The following is a 17,840-nucleotide window of genomic DNA, read 5'->3' as shown; positions in this document are numbered from 1 at the left end:
AAAAATTGTCGCCGCCGGTAACGCCGTTAAACAAGGTGGAAGACGCTACGCAGGCTGAAGGATTGCTACTTTTCACTGCTGCCTGGCCCGCTATAGTGACAGCGCGGGTGACAATGCGGTCATCTGCCAGGGTCAGTACCCTTCCTTCTCGCTGACCCTGCCTTCTCCCGTCTCTCCCCGGGTGGAGGGCTCCGCCACCGCTGGACAGCACAGCATGGCACGTTCGACGGCCTCGCCCAGAATTTCCAGGGCGCGATCGGTTTTATCGGTAAACGGCTGGGCATAGCTGAGGCGCAGGCAGTTGCGGTATTTGCCTGATGCGGAGAACAGGGAGCCGACAGCGATCTGAATATGGGATGCCCGCAGATCCTGATTGAGCCGCAACGCATCGAAAGGCTCGGGCAGCTCAACCCAGAGCAGAAATCCCCCCTGCGGCCGCGTCAGGCAGATGCCACAGGGGAAATGATGGCGAACCCGCCGCGTGAAGATCTCAAAGTTGCGCTGATAGTCACTGCGCATTCGCCGCAGATGGGGCTGATAATAGCCCTGACGGATAAACGCGGCCACGGCCATCTGCGTCTGCGTGACCGTGGAGCCGGTGCTGATGTATTTCATATGCAACACGCGGTCAAAATAACGCCCCGGAGCCACCCAGCCCACGCGCAGGCCTGGCGCCAGCGTTTTAGAAAAGGAACTGCACAGCAGCACCCGACCATCCATATCCAGCGACTTGATGGTTATCGGGCGCGGATACTCAAATGCCAGCTCGCCGTAGACATCATCTTCAATAATGGCGGCATCAAAGCGCTGTGCCAGCGTCAGTAAGGCCTGCTTACGCTGTGCCGGCATCACGAATCCCAGCGGGTTGTTGCAGTTGGGGACCACCACCACAGCGTTGATCGGCCACTGCTCAAACGCCAGCTCCAGGGCTTCCAGACTGATGCCGGTGACCGAATCCGTCGGGATTTCGATTGCGCGGATGCCGAATCCGCGCAGCGTTTGCATGGTGCCATGAAAAGCCGGGGACTCGACGGCAATAATATCGCCCGGCTGACAGATTGCTCTGATCGACACGGACAGGGCCTCATGGCAGCCCGTAGTGATCACAATGTCATCTGCCGTCAGCTGACAGCCGCTGTCAATCATCAGGCGTGCGACCTGTTCGCGAAGCTCCGGCACGCCATAAAGATTGTCATAACTCAGCAGGCGGGGATCCTGTTGCTGGCCCAGACGGCTGATAATTTTCCACAATGGCTTGAGGGTGGGGGCATCAATACAGGGCATACCGCTGCCCAGCTGCAGCATATCTTTATCCAGGCGAGCGTTGAGCAGATCCATCACCGCATCCCACTGGGTAATCTCTACAGGACGCTGTACCGGACGGGTGATCGGCGGTAGCGGGGGCGCGGCTTTACGGGGGGTGACAAAATAACCGGAGCGCGGCTGCGGGGTAATCAGCTGTTTCTCCTCCAGCAGATAATACGCCTGTTGGACAGTGCTGATGCTGACGCCGTGTTCACTACTGAGCGTACGCACGGACGGAAGCCGTTCGCCGGCCTGATACAGCCCCTGTTCGATACGCTGTGCCAGTAACTCTGCCAGCCGTTGATAACGCGTCATTGTATCCTTCCCTCCCGATTACTTTTCACTAAAGCAGTACAGATTGCGCCATTTATCACCATTCAGTCACACTATTGCGCAATCTGTATGTCAATAAAAGATGTTTTTTGCATCTGTATCATCAGCGCCGTTAGCGACAGAATAGTCGGCATACACAAGGTGATGAGGAGGCAGTAATGGAGTTTGAAGAGAACAGAGCAGCGAAGCCCCTGAGTTGGTCGCTGATTAAAACAGTCTTTCTCCTGCCTTATCATCGCTGGCAGGCAAGGCGTATACGCGCCTGCACGCGCAGGATCCTGTCGCAGTTGAGTGTCGCGCAGTTGAAGGATATAGGACTGACCTGCGAGGATGTGCGTAACTTATAGTGATGTGGCCTGGGTCGAAGGATGCACCCGAGGGCAACGCGGACGTTCCACTGCGTTGCCCTTTTTTTATGCTGTGACGGACGATCAGTTACCGCGGTAGGTAGAGTAGCCGTACTGACTCAGCAGCAGGGGAATATGATAATGGCTGTCGCTGTTTTCCACATGGAAGATCACCGGGATTTCCGGGAAGAAAGTCGGCTGCTTTTGCTGTTTGTAATAATCACCGGTTTTGAAGACCACTTTGTAGTCACCCGCCGCCATTGTTTTCCCTGCCGGATAGAGCGCCGGGATACGTCCGTTTTTGTCCGTCACGCCGGAAGCCAGTTTTACCCATCCCTGCTTTTGCTGCTGTTCGAGTTCAACCGTCACGCCGGAGGTCGGCACGCCAGTCTGCAGGTTCAGCACGTGCACGCTCAGCGGGTTCTTCATCCCTTCATCACCGGCAGCCAGTACAGGCAGAGAAGCACTGACCAGGCTGGTCATTAGCAGGGCTTTAACAATCTTCATGTCGGACTCCTTAGGATTAATGTCGGCATGAAGATAACAGCTGTCCTGTTTAACCACGATTTTACTGCGGAAAATATGAAATTTCCCAGAGAACACGGATCGGGAAGGGCTGTCACCCTCCCCGTTTTCCGCTTATTCTTTACCTTCTGTCACCCAGACAGAGGGCCAATCAGCCGGTTGACCGCCGTTGCAGCCAGGCTGATTTTTAAAGCGTGCCAGGTGAAATGTCTTGCCGTCATAGATCCAGCCGCCGTTATTACCGCACTCGGCGGCCTCGTTACCGCGATCGGAGAAATAGAGATGGCCGACGGCTGAATCATATCCGCCCTGGGCAAACATCGTTTCCTGCAACGGCTTGCCGTCAGCACCGTTCAGCGGCAGCGGCAGCGTCAGCCGCCGGGCGTCTTTCGGATTATCACGTTCACTGATGAACACAACGTTTAATGTTTTGAAGTCTCCCGGTCCGCAGTTGACCATCACCAGTGCCTGGGTGTTATTCAGCGGTTCGGCATAGCTGCGTGCGCGGGTATCTTCATCCTGAGGGCACTGCAGTTGATTCAGCAGCTTGCCATTGGCAGCAATGGCTCCATCCACCAGAGCGGCAGGATCGGTCAAAGGCACCACGGCAGGCACCGGGAAGTTCAGTGCCACAGGTGCAGGTCGGGGCAGAACGGCTGAAGACGGCTTGTTGCCCACTTTCAGCAAGGCCGTCTGATTATCCAGGCGTCCCTGTCGTTCATCCACCAGCAGCAGCGCGGCGGTCAGCCCCTCAAGAGAAGCGCTTTCGGGGCCGGCTGAAAAGGCTATCGTCTGCGCATTTTTGGCCTGCGTCACCCACGCCTGGATCACCGCCAGCTTATCGCTACTGCCCACAACGTGCTCATCACTGCTCTGCGGTGTGGCAATCTGGATATCTGAAGACCAGGCCTGACCATCCAGCCAGATCCCGTCTGCTTTCAACGCTGCCCACTGCTGAAAACTAAGCGAAGGCTGTGCCTCCGCACCCGCCTGACGTTTGAGGATGATACGCAGCGTCTTGTCCGTGTTACGGACATCGCAGTCATTCACGTTATTACAGGTGACCTGCCAGTTTTTAAAGACCTTCTGTACCGGCGCATTGACCCACTCGTCTGCCTGAACGCCCGTACTTAAACCCATCAGCATAAACGCCATCACTAACTTGTTATTATTCATTATTATTCTCTGAACTCATCGGAAAAAATGCCTGAGCACGCTTTAACGCTGCCCAGGCGGCGGATCAGCAGGGGGAAGCCATCGCCCCCCGGCTACAGGGTTACTTTGCTCCGGCCGTCACCCAGAGGGATGGCCAGTCGCCCGGTTCACCACCGTTGCACTCCGGCTGGCTGTTATAGCGTGTCAGATGGAAGACTTTCCCGTCATATTTCCAGCCACCACTGTCCCCGCAGTCGGCAATACCGCGTCCACGCCCGGCCCAGGAGAGTTCACCGCTTTGCGGATCGTAGCTGGCTTCCGTAAACCAGCTCATGACGAGCGGCTTACCCTGGTCATCTTTATCGGGTAAGGGCAGCATCAACTGCGTCACCTCAGCAGGGTTATCGCGTGAACTGACAAACAACAGGCTGGCTGACTGATAGGCTCCCAGCCCACAGTTGACCAACACCAGCGCCTGTTTATCATTCAGCGGCAGCGCCTCACTTCGTTCACGCGCAGCCGTATCTGGCTCGCAGCTCTCATTGGCGAGCAGTTTATGGTTAGCAGCAATGGCCGCGTCGATCAGCGCAGCCTGGTTTTTGAGGGGCACCACCTTTGGCACCGGGAAGTTCATCACCGCAGGGACCGGACGGGCAGGCACCATCGAAGGCTCGTTGTTGCCCACTTTCAGCAGTGCTGTCTGATTCCCCAGACGCCCCTGACGTTCATCCACCAGCAGCAGCGCCGCATTCAGCCCGCTGAGTGAGGCGGCTTCAGAACCGGGGGCAAGGGCGATGGTCAACGCATTTTTACTCGCCTGCACCCACTGCTGGATATCGGCCAGCTTATCGCTTCCGCCCGCGCTGTCATCACCACTGATTTTTGAGGGTGCAATCTCAATACCGGAATGCCAGGATTTGCCATCCAGCCAGATGCCCTGCGGTATCAGATCGCCCCACTGCTGGAAACTGAGCGAAGGTTGCGCATCTGGCCCGGCCTTGCGTTTAAGAATAATACGCAGCGCCTCGTCGGTATTGCGTACATCACAATCATTGAGGTTGTTGCAGGTGACCTGCCAGCTTTTAAAGACTTTTTGTACCGGAGCGTTCACCCACTCTTCTGCCTGTACACTCGCGCTCAAACCCAGCAGTACCAGCGCTATCACAACCTTATTATTTGGCATTTTTATTCCATGTGATTTTGTTGAGTCGAAAAAAAACCCCGCCGAAGCGAGGTTTTTTATTATGCCACAGGTGGTTGACGATTAATCGTCATTACCGCCCAGGTTTCCTGCATTAAGCAGTTCAGCCAGGCTGGCAGAGGCTTCATCGGCAGTGACAACTGGCACGACTGGCGCTTCGCCCGCAGCTTTACGACGCATACGATCCTGATGATACGCGTAACCGGTACCGGCTGGGATCAGACGGCCAACGATAACGTTCTCTTTCAGACCGCGCAGTTCGTCGCGTTTGCCCGCAACGGCGGCTTCGGTCAGCACGCGCGTGGTTTCCTGGAACGAAGCCGCAGAGATGAACGACTCGGTTGCCAGGGAAGCTTTGGTGATACCCAGCAGATCGCGTGCAAAAGTTGCAGAGATCTTGCCGTTAGCTTCCAGTTCGCGGTTAGCGATCTTAACGCGTGAGAACTCAACCTGCTCACCGTCGAGGAAGTCAGTACTTCCTGCGCTGGAGATGGTTGCTTTACGCAGCATCTGACGAACGATGACTTCGATGTGCTTATCGTTAATCTTAACGCCTTGCAGACGGTAAACTTCCTGCACTTCGTTAGTGATGTAACGGGTCACCGCATGCACGCCGCGCAGACGCAGAATGTCATGTGGAGACTCAGGGCCATCGGAAACCACGTCACCGCGCTCTACGCGTTCACCTTCGAACACGTTCAGCTGACGCCATTTCGGGATCATCTCTTCGTAATGATCGCTACCGTCAATCGGGGTGATCACCAGGCGACGCTTCCCTTTGGTTTCTTTACCGAAGGAAATAATGCCGCTGATCTCAGCCAGGATAGCCGGCTCTTTCGGACGACGGGCTTCGAACAGGTCAGCAACGCGTGGCAGACCACCGGTGATGTCCTTGGTACCGCCTGATTCCTGAGGAACACGCGCCAGGGTATCACCCGAACTGATCTTGATGCCATCTTCCAGCTGCACAATCGCTTTGCCCGGCAGGAAGTACTGAGCAGGCATATCGGAGCCTGGGATCATTACGTCGTTACCGTTCGCATCAACAATTTTCAGCGCCGGACGCAGATCTTTACCACCCGCAGTACGTTCCGCACTGTCGAGGATAACCAGTGAGGACAGACCGGTCAGGTCATCCGTCTGGCGGGTAATGGTCTGGCCGTCAATCATGTCAGTGAAGCGAATGAAACCGCTCACTTCGGTGATGACCGGCATGGTGTGTGGATCCCAGTTTGCTACGGTCTCGCCCGCTGCAACCTGCTCGCCGTCACCTTTCGCCATGGTAGAACCGTAAGGAACTTTATAGCTCTCTTTGGTACGACCAAATTCGTCGATCATTTTCAGTTCAACGTTACGTGAAGTGATCACCAGCTTGCCAGCGGAGTTAGTTACCGACTTGGCGTTGATCAGTTTCAACGTACCTTTGTTCTTGACCTGAATGCTGGATTCAGCAGCCGCACGCGATGCCGCACCACCGATGTGGAACGTACGCATCGTCAGCTGTGTACCCGGCTCACCGATGGACTGTGCCGCGATAACGCCGATGGCCTCACCTTTGTTGATGATGTGACCACGTGCCAGGTCGCGACCGTAGCAGTGAGCACACACACCGAAGTCAGTTTCGCAGCTTACGACGGAACGGACTTTCAGGCTGTCAACAGAGTGTTCTTCTAACAGGTCACACTGCTGTTCGTGCAGCAGAGTGTTACGTGGCAGAAGGATGTCAGCAGTGCCCGGCTTGATCACGTCTTCTGCGGTCACACGACCCAGTACGCGCTCACGCAGTGGCTCTTTCACGTCGCCACCTTCGATAACCGGAGTCATCATGATGCCTTCGTGCGTACCACAGTCATCTTCAGTCACCACCAGATCCTGCGCGACGTCAACCAGACGACGGGTCAGGTAACCGGAGTTAGCTGTTTTCAGTGCGGTATCCGCAAGGCCTTTACGCGCACCGTGCGTGGAGATGAAGTACTGGAGTACGTTCAGACCTTCACGGAAGTTTGCAGTAATCGGCGTTTCGATGATGGAACCATCGGGTTTCGCCATCAGACCACGCATACCGGCCAGCTGACGAATCTGCGCTGCAGAACCACGCGCACCGGAGTCGGCCATCATAAAGATGCTGTTGAAGGAAACCTGACGCTCTTCCACACCATCGCGGTTGATCACGAGTTCGGTAGAGAGGTTTTCCATCATCGCTTTAGCAACGCGTTCGTTGGCCGCAGCCCAGATATCGATCACTTTGTTATAGCGTTCGCCAGCGGTGACCAGACCAGACTGGAACTGCTGCTGGATTTCAGCCACTTCCGCTTCCGCTTCGGTGATGATTTCCACTTTCTTCTCTGGGATAACCATGTCGTCGATACCGACAGACGCACCTGAGCGTGCCGCATAGGCAAAGCCGGTGTACATGGTCTGGTCAGCAAAGATAACGGTCGGTTTCAGGCCCAGGATGCGGTAACAGGTGTTCAGCATCTTGGAGATCGCTTTCTTACCCAGCGCCTGGTTGACGATGGAGTAAGGCAGACCTTTTGGTACGATCATCCACAGGATGGCGCGACCAATGGTAGTGTCGATGATGCTGGTCTTGGCAACCCACTCGCCCTGCTCACTTTTCTCGTGTTCGGTGATACGCACCTTAACGCGAGCGTGCAGAGACGCATGGCCGGCGCGGTAAACGCGTTCAGCTTCTTTCGGGCCAGTCAGCACCATGCCTTCGCCTTTGGCGTTAACACAGTCACGGGTCATGTAGTACAGACCCAGTACAACGTCCTGAGAAGGAACGATGATTGGCTCGCCGTTCGCTGGTGACAGGATGTTGTTGGTCGACATCATCAGCGCACGCGCTTCCAGCTGGGCTTCCAGCGTCAGCGGTACGTGAACAGCCATCTGGTCACCATCGAAGTCGGCGTTGTAGGCCGCACAGACCAGCGGGTGAAGCTGGATAGCTTTACCTTCGATCAGCACGGGCTCAAACGCCTGGATGCCCAGACGGTGCAGTGTTGGTGCACGGTTCAGCAGGACCGGGTGTTCGCGGATCACTTCATCCAGGATATCCCAGACGACGGATTCTTCACGCTCAACCATTTTCTTGGCGGCTTTGATGGTGGTAGCAAGACCACGCAGTTCCAGCTTGCCGTAGATAAACGGTTTGAACAGCTCCAGTGCCATTTTCTTCGGCAGACCACACTGATGCAGACGCAGGTATGGACCTACGGTGATAACCGAACGACCTGAGTAGTCGACACGTTTACCCAGCAAGTTCTGACGGAAACGACCCTGCTTACCTTTGATCATATCAGCCAAAGATTTCAGAGGACGTTTGTTAGAACCGGTGATCGCACGACCGCGACGGCCGTTATCCAGCAGCGCATCGACTGCTTCCTGCAGCATACGTTTTTCGTTACGTACGATGATATCAGGGGCAGCAAGATCCAGCAGGCGCTTCAGACGGTTGTTACGGTTGATTACGCGACGATACAGATCGTTCAGATCTGACGTAGCAAAACGACCGCCGTCCAGCGGCACCAGCGGACGCAGGTCCGGTGGCAATACAGGCAGCACGGTCAGGATCATCCACTCTGGCTTGTTACCAGACTGAACGAACGCTTCCAGCAGCTTGATGCGCTTGGTCAGTTTTTTACGCTTGGTTTCGGAGTTAGTTTCGTTCAACTCTTCACGCAGAGTTTCACACTCTTGTTCCAGGTCCATGTTTTTCAACAGAGCCTGGATCGCTTCCGCACCCATTTTAGCGTCGAATTCGTCACCAAACTCTTCCAGCGCGTCAAGATACTGCTCTTCAGTCAGGATCTGGCGCTTTTCGAGATTGGTCATGCCGCCTTCAACAACAACGTAAGATTCGAAGTAAAGAACACGTTCGATATCACGCAGTGGCATATCCAGCAGCAAACCGATGCGCGAAGGCAGCGATTTCAGGAACCAGATGTGCGCAGTCGGTGAAGCCAGCTCAATGTGGCCCATACGCTCACGGCGAACTTTGGTCTGTGTAACTTCAACGCCACACTTCTCACAGATCACACCGCGATGTTTTAAGCGCTTGTACTTACCGCACAGGCACTCATAGTCTTTTACTGGCCCGAAAATACGTGCGCAGAAAAGTCCGTCACGCTCAGGTTTGAACGTACGGTAGTTGATGGTTTCTGGCTTTTTAACTTCACCAAAAGACCATGAACGGATCATATCTGGCGAGGCCAGAGCGATCTTGATCGCATCAAACTCTTCGGTCTTAGTTTGCGCTTTCAGAAACTTAAGTAAGTCTTTCACGGATTAGCTCCCGTCGGAGTGAGACTTCTCAGAGACGCCCGGAGTGACCCGGGCGCCCTGTAACCAGTACAGCAGATGCGAGTTATTACTCGTCTTCCAGCTCGATGTTGATACCCAGCGAGCGGATCTCTTTCAACAGTACGTTGAAAGATTCCGGCATGCCCGGTTCCATCTGATGGTTGCCGTCAACAATGTTTTTATACATCTTGGTACGGCCGTTAACGTCATCAGACTTCACGGTCAGCATTTCCTGCAGGGTATACGCGGCACCGTATGCTTCCAGTGCCCACACTTCCATCTCACCGAAGCGCTGACCACCGAACTGCGCCTTACCACCCAGCGGCTGCTGAGTAACGAGGCTGTAAGAACCGGTAGAACGCGCATGCATTTTGTCATCAACCAGGTGGTTCAGCTTCAGCATGTACATGTAGCCAACGGTTACCTGACGTTCGAACTGCTCACCGGTACGACCATCAAACAGGGTGATCTGGCCAGAAGAAGGCAGGCCGCCGAGCTGTAACAGCTCTTTGATTTCGCTCTCTTTCGCGCCGTCAAACACTGGTGTTGCAATTGGCATACCTTTTTTCAGGTTCTCTGCCAGACGCAGCACTTCGTCATCGGTGAAGGTGTTCAGGTCAACTTTCTGACGCAGATCGCTGCCCAGATCGTAAGCACGCTGAATGAATTCACGCAGCTTGGACACTTCTTCCTGCTTCTTAAGCATAGCGTTGATTTTCTCGCCAATGCCTTTCGCAGCCATACCCAGGTGGGTTTCAAGAATCTGACCAATGTTCATACGTGATGGAACGCCCAGCGGGTTCAGTACGATGTCGACCGGCGTACCGAACTCATCGTATGGCATATCTTCGATCGGGTTGATCTTGGAGATAACACCTTTGTTCCCGTGACGACCGGCCATTTTGTCACCAGGCTGGATCTGACGTTTAACGGCCAGATACACTTTCACGATTTTCAGCACGCCAGGTGCCAGGTCATCGCCCTGAGTGATTTTACGGCGCTTGGCTTCGAGTTTTTTCTCAAACTCGTGCTTCAGCTCGTCGTACTGCTCGGCCAGCTGTTCCAGCTGATTTTGCTTCTCTTCGTCAGTCAGGCCCAGTTCCAGCCAGCGCTCACGTGGCAGCTTCTCCAGTTTTTCCGCTTCAACACCGCCAGCAACCAGCAGGTAGTTAATACGGCTGAACAAGCCGGCTTCGAGGATCTGCAATTCTTCAGACAGGTCTTTCTTCGCCTGCTTCAGCTGCATCTCTTCGATTTCCAGCGCACGCTTATCTTTTTCTACGCCATCGCGAGTAAAGACCTGAACATCGATGATTGTCCCTGACACACCGTTTGGTACGCGCAGGGAAGAGTCTTTCACATCAGACGCTTTTTCACCGAAGATCGCACGCAGCAGTTTCTCTTCTGGCGTCAGCTGGGTTTCACCTTTAGGCGTCACCTTACCAACCAGAATATCACCGCCGGTCACTTCCGCACCGATATACACGATACCGGACTCATCTAGTTTAGAGAGCGCAGCTTCACCCACGTTAGGGATGTCAGCGGTGATCTCTTCTGGCCCCAGCTTGGTGTCACGAGACACACACGCCAGTTCCTGAATGTGGATAGTGGTGAAGCGATCTTCCTGGACAACACGCTCGGAGACCAGAATGGAGTCTTCGAAGTTGTAGCCGTTCCACGGCATGAACGCGACGCGCATGTTCTGACCCAGTGCCAGTTCGCCGAGGTCTGTTGAAGGACCATCAGCCAGCACATCACCACGTTCAATAGGCTCACCCAGGTTCACGCAAGGCATCTGGTTGATGCAGGTGTTCTGGTTAGAACGGGTATATTTGGTCAGGTTGTAAATGTCGATACCGGCTTCGCCCGGATACATTTCGTCTTCGTTAACTTTGATAACGATACGGGATGCATCCACGTACTGAACGGTACCACCACGTTTCGCTACGGCAGTAACACCGGAGTCAACCGCAACCGCGCGTTCCATACCGGTACCTACCAGCGGCTTATCAGCACGCAGAGTAGGAACCGCCTGACGTTGCATGTTTGCACCCATCAATGCGCGGTTGGCGTCATCGTGCTCCAGGAACGGGATCAGTGACGCACCGACGGAAACCACCTGCTGGGTGGAAACGTCCATGTAGTCAACCTGATCGCGGTTGAAGAGGCTCGATTCGCCTTTGCTACGGCAGGTGACCAAGTCGTCTACGAAGTGACCTTCGTCGTCGAGATTGGTGTTTGCCTGAGCGATAACGTAGTTACCCTCTTCAATAGCAGAGAGGTAATGAATTTCGTCGGTCACCACGCCTTCGCGAACGCGACGGTATGGGGTTTCCAGGAAACCGTACTCATTGGTCTGTGCATACACAGACAAGGAGTTGATCAGACCGATGTTTGGACCTTCCGGCGTTTCGATTGGACATACGCGACCGTAGTGCGTCGGGTGTACGTCTCGAACTTCGAAGCCTGCACGCTCACGCGTCAGACCGCCCGGGCCCAGTGCAGAGATACGACGCTTATGCGTGATCTCAGACAGCGGGTTGTTCTGGTCCATAAACTGTGAAAGCTGGCTGGAGCCGAAGAACTCTTTCACTGCCGCAGAAATTGGCTTGGCGTTGATCATGTCCTGTGGCATCAGGGTATCCAGATCGCCCAGGGACAGACGCTCTTTCACCGCACGCTCTACGCGTACCAGGCCAACACGGAACTGGTTTTCAGCCATTTCGCCGACGGAACGGATACGACGGTTGCCGAGGTGGTCGATATCATCCACTTCGCCAATACCGTTACGGATACCGATGAGCTTCTTCATCACCTGAATGATGTCGTCTTTGCTCAGGATACCGGAACCTTCGATCTCGTCGCGCAGCAGAGAACGGTTGAACTTCATACGACCAACCGCAGACAGATCGTAGCGGTCTTCAGAGAAGAACAGGTTCTCGAACAGGTTTTCAGCCGCTTCACGCGTTGGTGGCTCACCAGGACGCATCATGCGGTAGATCTCAACCAGCGCGCTCAGGCGATCGCTGGTTGGGTCGACACGTACCGTCTCAGACATGTACGCACCGTGATCCAGATCGTTGGTGAACAGGGTTTCAATGCGCTTGTGACCGGACTGGCTGAGTTTAGCCAGCAGATCCAGTGACAGTTCCATGTTCGCTGCGATCAGCAGTTCGCCGGTGCTCTCATCAACGTAGTCTTTAGCGACCACTTTACCGGCAATATACTCAACCGGCACTTCGATGTGGGCAACAGCATCTTTCTCAAGCTGGCGAATATGGCGCGCAGTAATACGGCGGCCTTTTTCGACGTAAACGGTGCCGTTCGCTTCAATATCAAATGAAGCAGTCTCACCACGCAGGCGCTCAGGAATAAGCTCCATCTGCAGCTTGTTGTCGCGAATCTGGTAAACCACTTTATCGAAGAACAGGTCAAGGATCTGTTCAGTGGTGTAATTCAACGCGCGCAGAATGATGGTCGCTGGCAGTTTACGGCGACGGTCAATACGGACGAACAGGTTGTCTTTCGGGTCAAACTCGAAGTCCAGCCATGAACCACGGTAAGGGATGATACGTGCGTTATACAGCACTTTACCGGACGAGTGGGTTTTACCCTTATCGCTGTCGAAGAAGACACCAGGACTACGGTGGAGCTGAGAAACGATAACGCGCTCAGTACCGTTGATAACAAAGGTACCGTTATCCGTCATGAGCGGAATTTCGCCCATGTAAACTTCTTGTTCTTTGATGTCTTTAACGGTGCCTTCCGGCGCTTCGCGCTCGTAGATCACCAGGCGCAGTTTTACGCGCAGAGGAGCAGAATACGTGACGCCACGAATCTGACACTCTTTCACATCAAAGACGGGTTCGCCTAAACGGTAGCTGACGTACTGCAGCTCAGAATTACCGCTATAGCTTTGGATTGGAAATACGGAGCGGAATGCTGCTTCCAGACCATATTGACCTTCCGGATCTTGCTCGATGAACTTCTGGAACGAGTCAAGCTGGATAGAAAGGAGATATGGAATGTCCAGAACTTGTGGACGCTTTCCAAAATCCTTACGAATACGTTTTTTCTCGGTATAGGAGTAAACCATAGGGTTCCTCAGCTCGCTGAAATGTAGAACCTCGCTGTCCATCCAGGAGGACAGTTCATGCAACGCTGTTTTTGTGTTGTGCGAAAAACAGAGGTTTTTCGTAATACCTCTTTCTATCACGCTTAAATCATTTCGTTGCCGGTGTCTGAGCAGGGAACCCAGTCAGGAAGGCAGTATATTAAGTCGTCGATAGAGAAAGATATTAAGCTAATCAATGACTAAACAGTGTGAAATATCATTGATGCTGTAGAGCGCAAAAAGGCTGGTGACCAAAAAGTCACCAGCCATCAGCCTAAAAGACTAGGCTGCAACCTGAAAGGTTGGCTTATTTAACTTCAACTTCTGCGCCAGCTTCTTCCAGTGCTTTCTTCAGTGCTTCTGCGTCGTCTTTGCTGATGCCTTCTTTCAGGGCAGCAGGTGCAGACTCAACCAGATCTTTAGCTTCTTTCAGGCCCAGACCAGTTGCGCCACGTACTGCTTTGATCACGGCAACTTTGTTAGCGCCGATAGCTTTCAGTACAACGTCGAACTCGGTTTTTTCTTCTACAGCTTCAGCAGCAGCAGCAGGACCTGCAACAGCAGCAGCAGCTGACACGCCGAATTTCTCTTCCATAGCGGAGATCAGTTCAACGATTTCCATTACAGACAGGGCTGCAACGCCTTCAATGATTTGGTCTTTAGTGATTGACATTTCGTGTTCCTAAATTCAGAAAGTAATTTTGTACGTTAGCAAATGAACGGATAAGAAGAGCATTGCAGCTATTAAGCAGCAGTTGCTTCTTTCTGATCGCGTACTGCAGCCAGAGTGCGAACCAGTTTGCCAGCAGAGGCTTCTTTCATGGTTGCCATCAGGCGTGCGATTGCTTCATCGTAAGTAGGCAGAGTTGCCAGGCGGTCGATCTGAGCCGCACTGATCAGCTCGCCTTCAAAGGCCGCAGCTTTAACCTCAAATTTTGCATTCGCTTTCGCGAAATCTTTGAACAGACGAGCAGCAGCGCCCGGGTGTTCCATAGAGTATGCAATCAAGGTAGGACCGGTTAACGTGTCTTTCAGGCACTCAAACTGAGTACCTTCAACGACGCGACGCAGCAGGGTGTTACGAACAACACGCATGTATACGCCAGCTGCACGTCCTGCTTTACGCAGTTCGGTCATTTTGTCTACGGTAACGCCACGAGAATCCGCAACTACCGCAGACAGCGCGCCTTTGGCTACTTCGCTGACTTCAGCAACAATCGCTTGTTTGTCTTGAAGATTTAAGGCCATTAGCTTGTGCTCCTGGATTTTTGGCCGGGGATGGATTTCCCCGGAACTCACTTCACCTGAACGGTGTTACCACCGACAGGCGCTGAAACACGGTGAGCAGAATCCAGCAAAGACTATAAAAAATATTCTTTTGGTTCTGTCACCGTCTACGCAGGAGATTAAGTTTCTTACGAAACACCTGCGGTCTTGGACGGAGGCCTGGATAAGGCCAGGCTCCAACCTAAAAAAGGGTCTAACGCGTCATTGATGTATCGGTCGCAAGAATGACGCGATTAGAGGCTTTGTATATTTACAAAGCAACGGGCGTAAGATTCTAGATGAATTTTTCGCCCGCGTAAAGCACAGATTAGCTTGCAGCAGCGTTCAGGCCAGCCTGATCAACTGCAACGCCTGCGCCCATAGTGGTGGACAGGCTAACTTTCTTGATGAAAACACCTTTCGCCTGAGAAGGTTTGGCTTTTTTCAGCGCAACCAGCAGGGATTCCAGGTTTTCTTTCAGTTTATCTGTGTCGAAATCAACCTTACCGATAGTGGTATGGATGATACCGTTTTTGTCGTTACGATAACGAACCTGACCTGCTTTAGCGTTTTTCACTGCTTCAGCAACGTTAGGGGTTACAGTACCCACTTTCGGGTTTGGCATCAGACCGCGTGGGCCCAGAACCTGGCCCAGCTGGCCAACAACGCGCATTGCATCTGGAGATGCGATAACAACGTCGAAGTTCATTTCGCCTTTTTTGATCTGGTCAGCCAGATCTTCCATACCTACCAGTTCAGCGCCGGCTGCTTTAGCAGCTTCAGCGTTTGCGCCCTGGGCAAATACGGCAACGCGAACAGAACGGCCAGTACCGTGTGGCAGTACAGTTGCACCGCGAACGTTCTGGTCAGATTTACGAGCATCAATGCCCAGGTTCACCGCTACGTCAACGCTTTCTACGAACTTAGCAGTCGCCAGTTCCTTCAGCAGAGCAACAGCTTCGTTGATGTCATACTGTTTAGTTGAATCAACTTTGTCACGGATCACGCGCATGCGCTTGGTCAGCTTAGCCATTTCTTAGTCCTCTACTACCAGGCCCATGGAACGAGCAGTACCTTCGATGGAGCGAGTCATCGCTTCCAGGTCAGCACCAGTCATGTCCGCAGCTTTGGTTTCTGCGATTTCACGTACCTGAGCACGCGATACTTTACCTACTTTGTCTTTGTTCGGCTTGCCAGAACCAGACTTAATACCAGCCGCTTTCTTCAGCAGTACTGCTGCAGGAGGGGTCTTGGTAACGAAGGTGAAAGAACGGTCAGAGTAAACGGTGATCACAACTGGCGTTGGAAGACCTTTCTCCAGGGATTCTGTTTTGGCGTTAAACGCTTTACAGAATTCCATGATGTTAACGCCCTGCTGGCCCAGTGCCGGACCAACCGGTGGACTTGGGTTCGCCATACCAGCTGCAACCTGCAACTTAACGTAGGCTTGTACTTTCTTAGCCATGATAATTCCTCTATTGGGTGATAGCGCTCCTGGAGGAGCTCCCCGTGATTAATATTCACACGCTGAAAGAACAGCGTATAAAAACAAAAGGCGCGAAATTGTAGTGCAATTTCGCGCCTCTCGCAACCACTAGATGACAGTGATCGTCTCTTTTTTATGCGCCCCGCATCGACACCGGGGCGGCTTCAAAAAGGGTGGTTACCCTTTTTCAACCTGACCGAAGTCCAGTTCAACCGGTGTTGCACGGCCAAAGATGGACACAGACACTTTCAGGCGGCTTTTTTCGTAGTCGACTTCTTCCACCACGCCGTTGAAGTCAGCAAATGGACCATCGCTTACGCGCACCATTTCGCCAGGCTCAAACATGGTTTTCGGACGAGGCTTGTCACCAGCCTGCTGCAGGCGGTTCATGATCGCGTCAACTTCTTTGTCGCTGATCGGCGCCGGGCGGTCAGACGTCCCGCCGATGAAGCCCATAACACGTGGCACGCTACGCACCAGGTGCCAGCTGGCATCGTTCATCACCATCTGGACCAGCACGTAGCCTGGGAAGAACTTGCGCTCGCTCTTACGACGCTGACCGCCACGGATCTCAACCACTTCTTCGGTTGGAACCATGACATCGCCAAACAGCTCTTCCATGTTATGTAACTTGATGTGCTCGCGCAGCGACTGTGCTACACGGCCTTCAAAACCGGAAAACGCCTGAACGACGTACCAGCGCTTTTTTGGAGCTTCAGACATCTCAGAACCTCAGGCCAGTGATAAACGATACCAGACGAACCAGAATTCCATCCAGTCCCCACAAAATCAGTGACATCACGGCAGTGACCGCGGCAACGATTAACGTGGTGTGCAACGTTTCCTGACGAGTCGGCCAGATGACCTTACGAACTTCAGTGCGCGCTTCACGGGCGAATGCCACCGTTGCTTTACCTTTAGTGGTCAGCAGGGCAATGCCGGCTGCTGCTGCCATCAGGACCACGACGGCGAGAGCACGCAGAGGCAATGTGACATCGCGATAATAGGAGTTACCGGCGACAGCGGCGACCAGAAGCACCACCACACCTAACCACTTCAATATTTCCAGGCCGCGCCCGTTTCCTTGAGCTTCGGTATTAGCACTCATAAACCAACCTGCCACAATAAATCAGAAACACTTTTGCCGCGTCAGACGAGGCAACCGAACCGAATGATGCTGTTAGGCGTAACTCGGCATATCCTTTAATTCCAAGCCGTAGCTTGAAAACTATTGGCTTAAACGCCGTGCTACAGAGCCTGCCTCAGCAATGATTATGGTCGAAAAAATCACTGATGAGTCAGGTTCTATGTTACAGCGCGCAAAAAGGGCATCAAATGATGCCCTTTTCATGTGCATTGCGTCAAATATTATCAGCGATTAAGCGATAACTTTAGCAACAACACCAGCACCAACGGTACGACCACCTTCACGGATTGCGAAACGCAGACCGTCGTCCATCGCGATTGGGTGGATCAGGGTAACAACCATCTGAATGTTGTCACCAGGCATCACCATCTCAACGCCTTCTGGCAGTTCGATGGTACCGGTCACGTCAGTTGTACGGAAGTAGAACTGTGGGCGGTAGCCTTTGAAGAACGGAGTATGACGGCCACCTTCATCTTTAGACAGAATATAAACTTCTGACTCGAACTTGGTGTGTGGCTTGATTGAGCCTGGCTTAGCCAGTACCTGGCCACGCTGGATATCTTCACGCTTGATGCCGCGCAGCAGGATACCACAGTTCTCACCCGCACGGCCTTCGTCCAGCAGCTTACGGAACATTTCAACACCGGTACAGGTTG

General features: G+C 53.4%; 14 protein-coding genes. 1 reads left to right on the top strand and 13 read right to left on the bottom strand.

Translation table 11 applies throughout. From position 1 onward, the window contains the following. Positions 1-132: 132 nt before the first annotated feature. Complete coding sequence (locus tag IFU29_RS21585) at positions 133-1,620, bottom strand: aminotransferase-like domain-containing protein (protein ID WP_191935701.1); 1,488 nt, start codon at positions 1,618-1,620, stop codon at positions 133-135. A gap of 176 nt (positions 1,621-1,796) precedes the next feature. On the opposite strand from IFU29_RS21585, the gene IFU29_RS21580 reads away from it, so the two are divergent. After that, a complete protein-coding gene (locus IFU29_RS21580) occupies positions 1,797-1,985 on the top strand; it encodes a DUF1127 domain-containing protein (RefSeq protein ID WP_062749146.1) in 189 nt (62 codons plus the stop codon). An 84-nt stretch (positions 1,986-2,069) separates the two neighbouring features. On the opposite strand, the gene uraH is transcribed toward IFU29_RS21580, so the two are convergent. From uraH to IFU29_RS21520, 12 genes are all read right to left on the bottom strand, one after another. Continuing rightward, a complete protein-coding gene (gene uraH, locus IFU29_RS21575) occupies positions 2,070-2,492 on the bottom strand; it encodes a hydroxyisourate hydrolase (RefSeq protein ID WP_062749148.1) in 423 nt (140 codons plus the stop codon). Positions 2,493-2,624: 132 nt separating this feature from the next. Next, complete coding sequence (locus IFU29_RS21570) at positions 2,625-3,686, bottom strand: DUF1176 domain-containing protein (RefSeq protein WP_191935700.1); 1,062 nt, start codon at positions 3,684-3,686, stop codon at positions 2,625-2,627. A gap of 100 nt (positions 3,687-3,786) precedes the next feature. After that, positions 3,787-4,848 (bottom strand): DUF1176 domain-containing protein, encoded by a 1,062-nt coding sequence (locus tag IFU29_RS21565; protein WP_191935699.1) that lies wholly within the window; start codon positions 4,846-4,848, stop codon positions 3,787-3,789. Positions 4,849-4,929: 81 nt separating this feature from the next. Next, entirely contained in the window at positions 4,930-9,153 is a 4,224-nt protein-coding gene (rpoC, locus tag IFU29_RS21560; RefSeq protein WP_191935698.1) for a DNA-directed RNA polymerase subunit beta', read from the bottom strand. 85 nt (positions 9,154-9,238) lie between these two features. Continuing rightward, entirely contained in the window at positions 9,239-13,267 is a 4,029-nt protein-coding gene (gene rpoB / locus IFU29_RS21555; protein ID WP_062749156.1) for a DNA-directed RNA polymerase subunit beta, read from the bottom strand. A 325-nt stretch (positions 13,268-13,592) separates the two neighbouring features. Further along, positions 13,593-13,958 (bottom strand): 50S ribosomal protein L7/L12, encoded by a 366-nt coding sequence (gene rplL, locus IFU29_RS21550; RefSeq protein WP_048914311.1) that lies wholly within the window; start codon positions 13,956-13,958, stop codon positions 13,593-13,595. Between the two features lie 71 nt (positions 13,959-14,029). After that, positions 14,030-14,533, bottom strand: coding sequence for a 50S ribosomal protein L10 (rplJ, locus tag IFU29_RS21545; RefSeq protein ID WP_062749159.1), 504 nt, complete (start codon positions 14,531-14,533; stop codon positions 14,030-14,032). 346 nt (positions 14,534-14,879) lie between these two features. Beyond that, positions 14,880-15,584: a 50S ribosomal protein L1 gene (gene rplA / locus IFU29_RS21540; RefSeq protein ID WP_191935697.1), complete on the bottom strand. Its 705-nt coding sequence runs from the start codon at positions 15,582-15,584 to the stop codon at positions 14,880-14,882. 3 nt (positions 15,585-15,587) lie between these two features. Beyond that, positions 15,588-16,016, bottom strand: coding sequence for a 50S ribosomal protein L11 (gene rplK / locus IFU29_RS21535; protein WP_062749165.1), 429 nt, complete (start codon positions 16,014-16,016; stop codon positions 15,588-15,590). Between the two features lie 198 nt (positions 16,017-16,214). After that, complete coding sequence (nusG, locus tag IFU29_RS21530) at positions 16,215-16,760, bottom strand: transcription termination/antitermination protein NusG (RefSeq protein ID WP_062749168.1); 546 nt, start codon at positions 16,758-16,760, stop codon at positions 16,215-16,217. A gap of 1 nt (position 16,761) precedes the next feature. Next, positions 16,762-17,145, bottom strand: a complete 384-nt coding sequence (secE, locus tag IFU29_RS21525; RefSeq protein WP_062749170.1) for a preprotein translocase subunit SecE — start codon at positions 17,143-17,145, stop codon at positions 16,762-16,764. A gap of 270 nt (positions 17,146-17,415) precedes the next feature. Continuing rightward, a partial coding sequence (locus IFU29_RS21520) for an EF-Tu/IF-2/RF-3 family GTPase (protein WP_244633772.1) occupies positions 17,416-17,840 on the bottom strand: 425 nt, incomplete at its 5' end.

It is taken from the genome of Erwinia persicina, assembly GCF_014838825.1.
GTDB lineage: Bacteria > Pseudomonadota > Gammaproteobacteria > Enterobacterales > Enterobacteriaceae > Erwinia > Erwinia persicina_A.
Note: the sequence above shows the minus strand (reverse complement) of the source record. Positions and strands in the feature narration are given on the sequence as shown.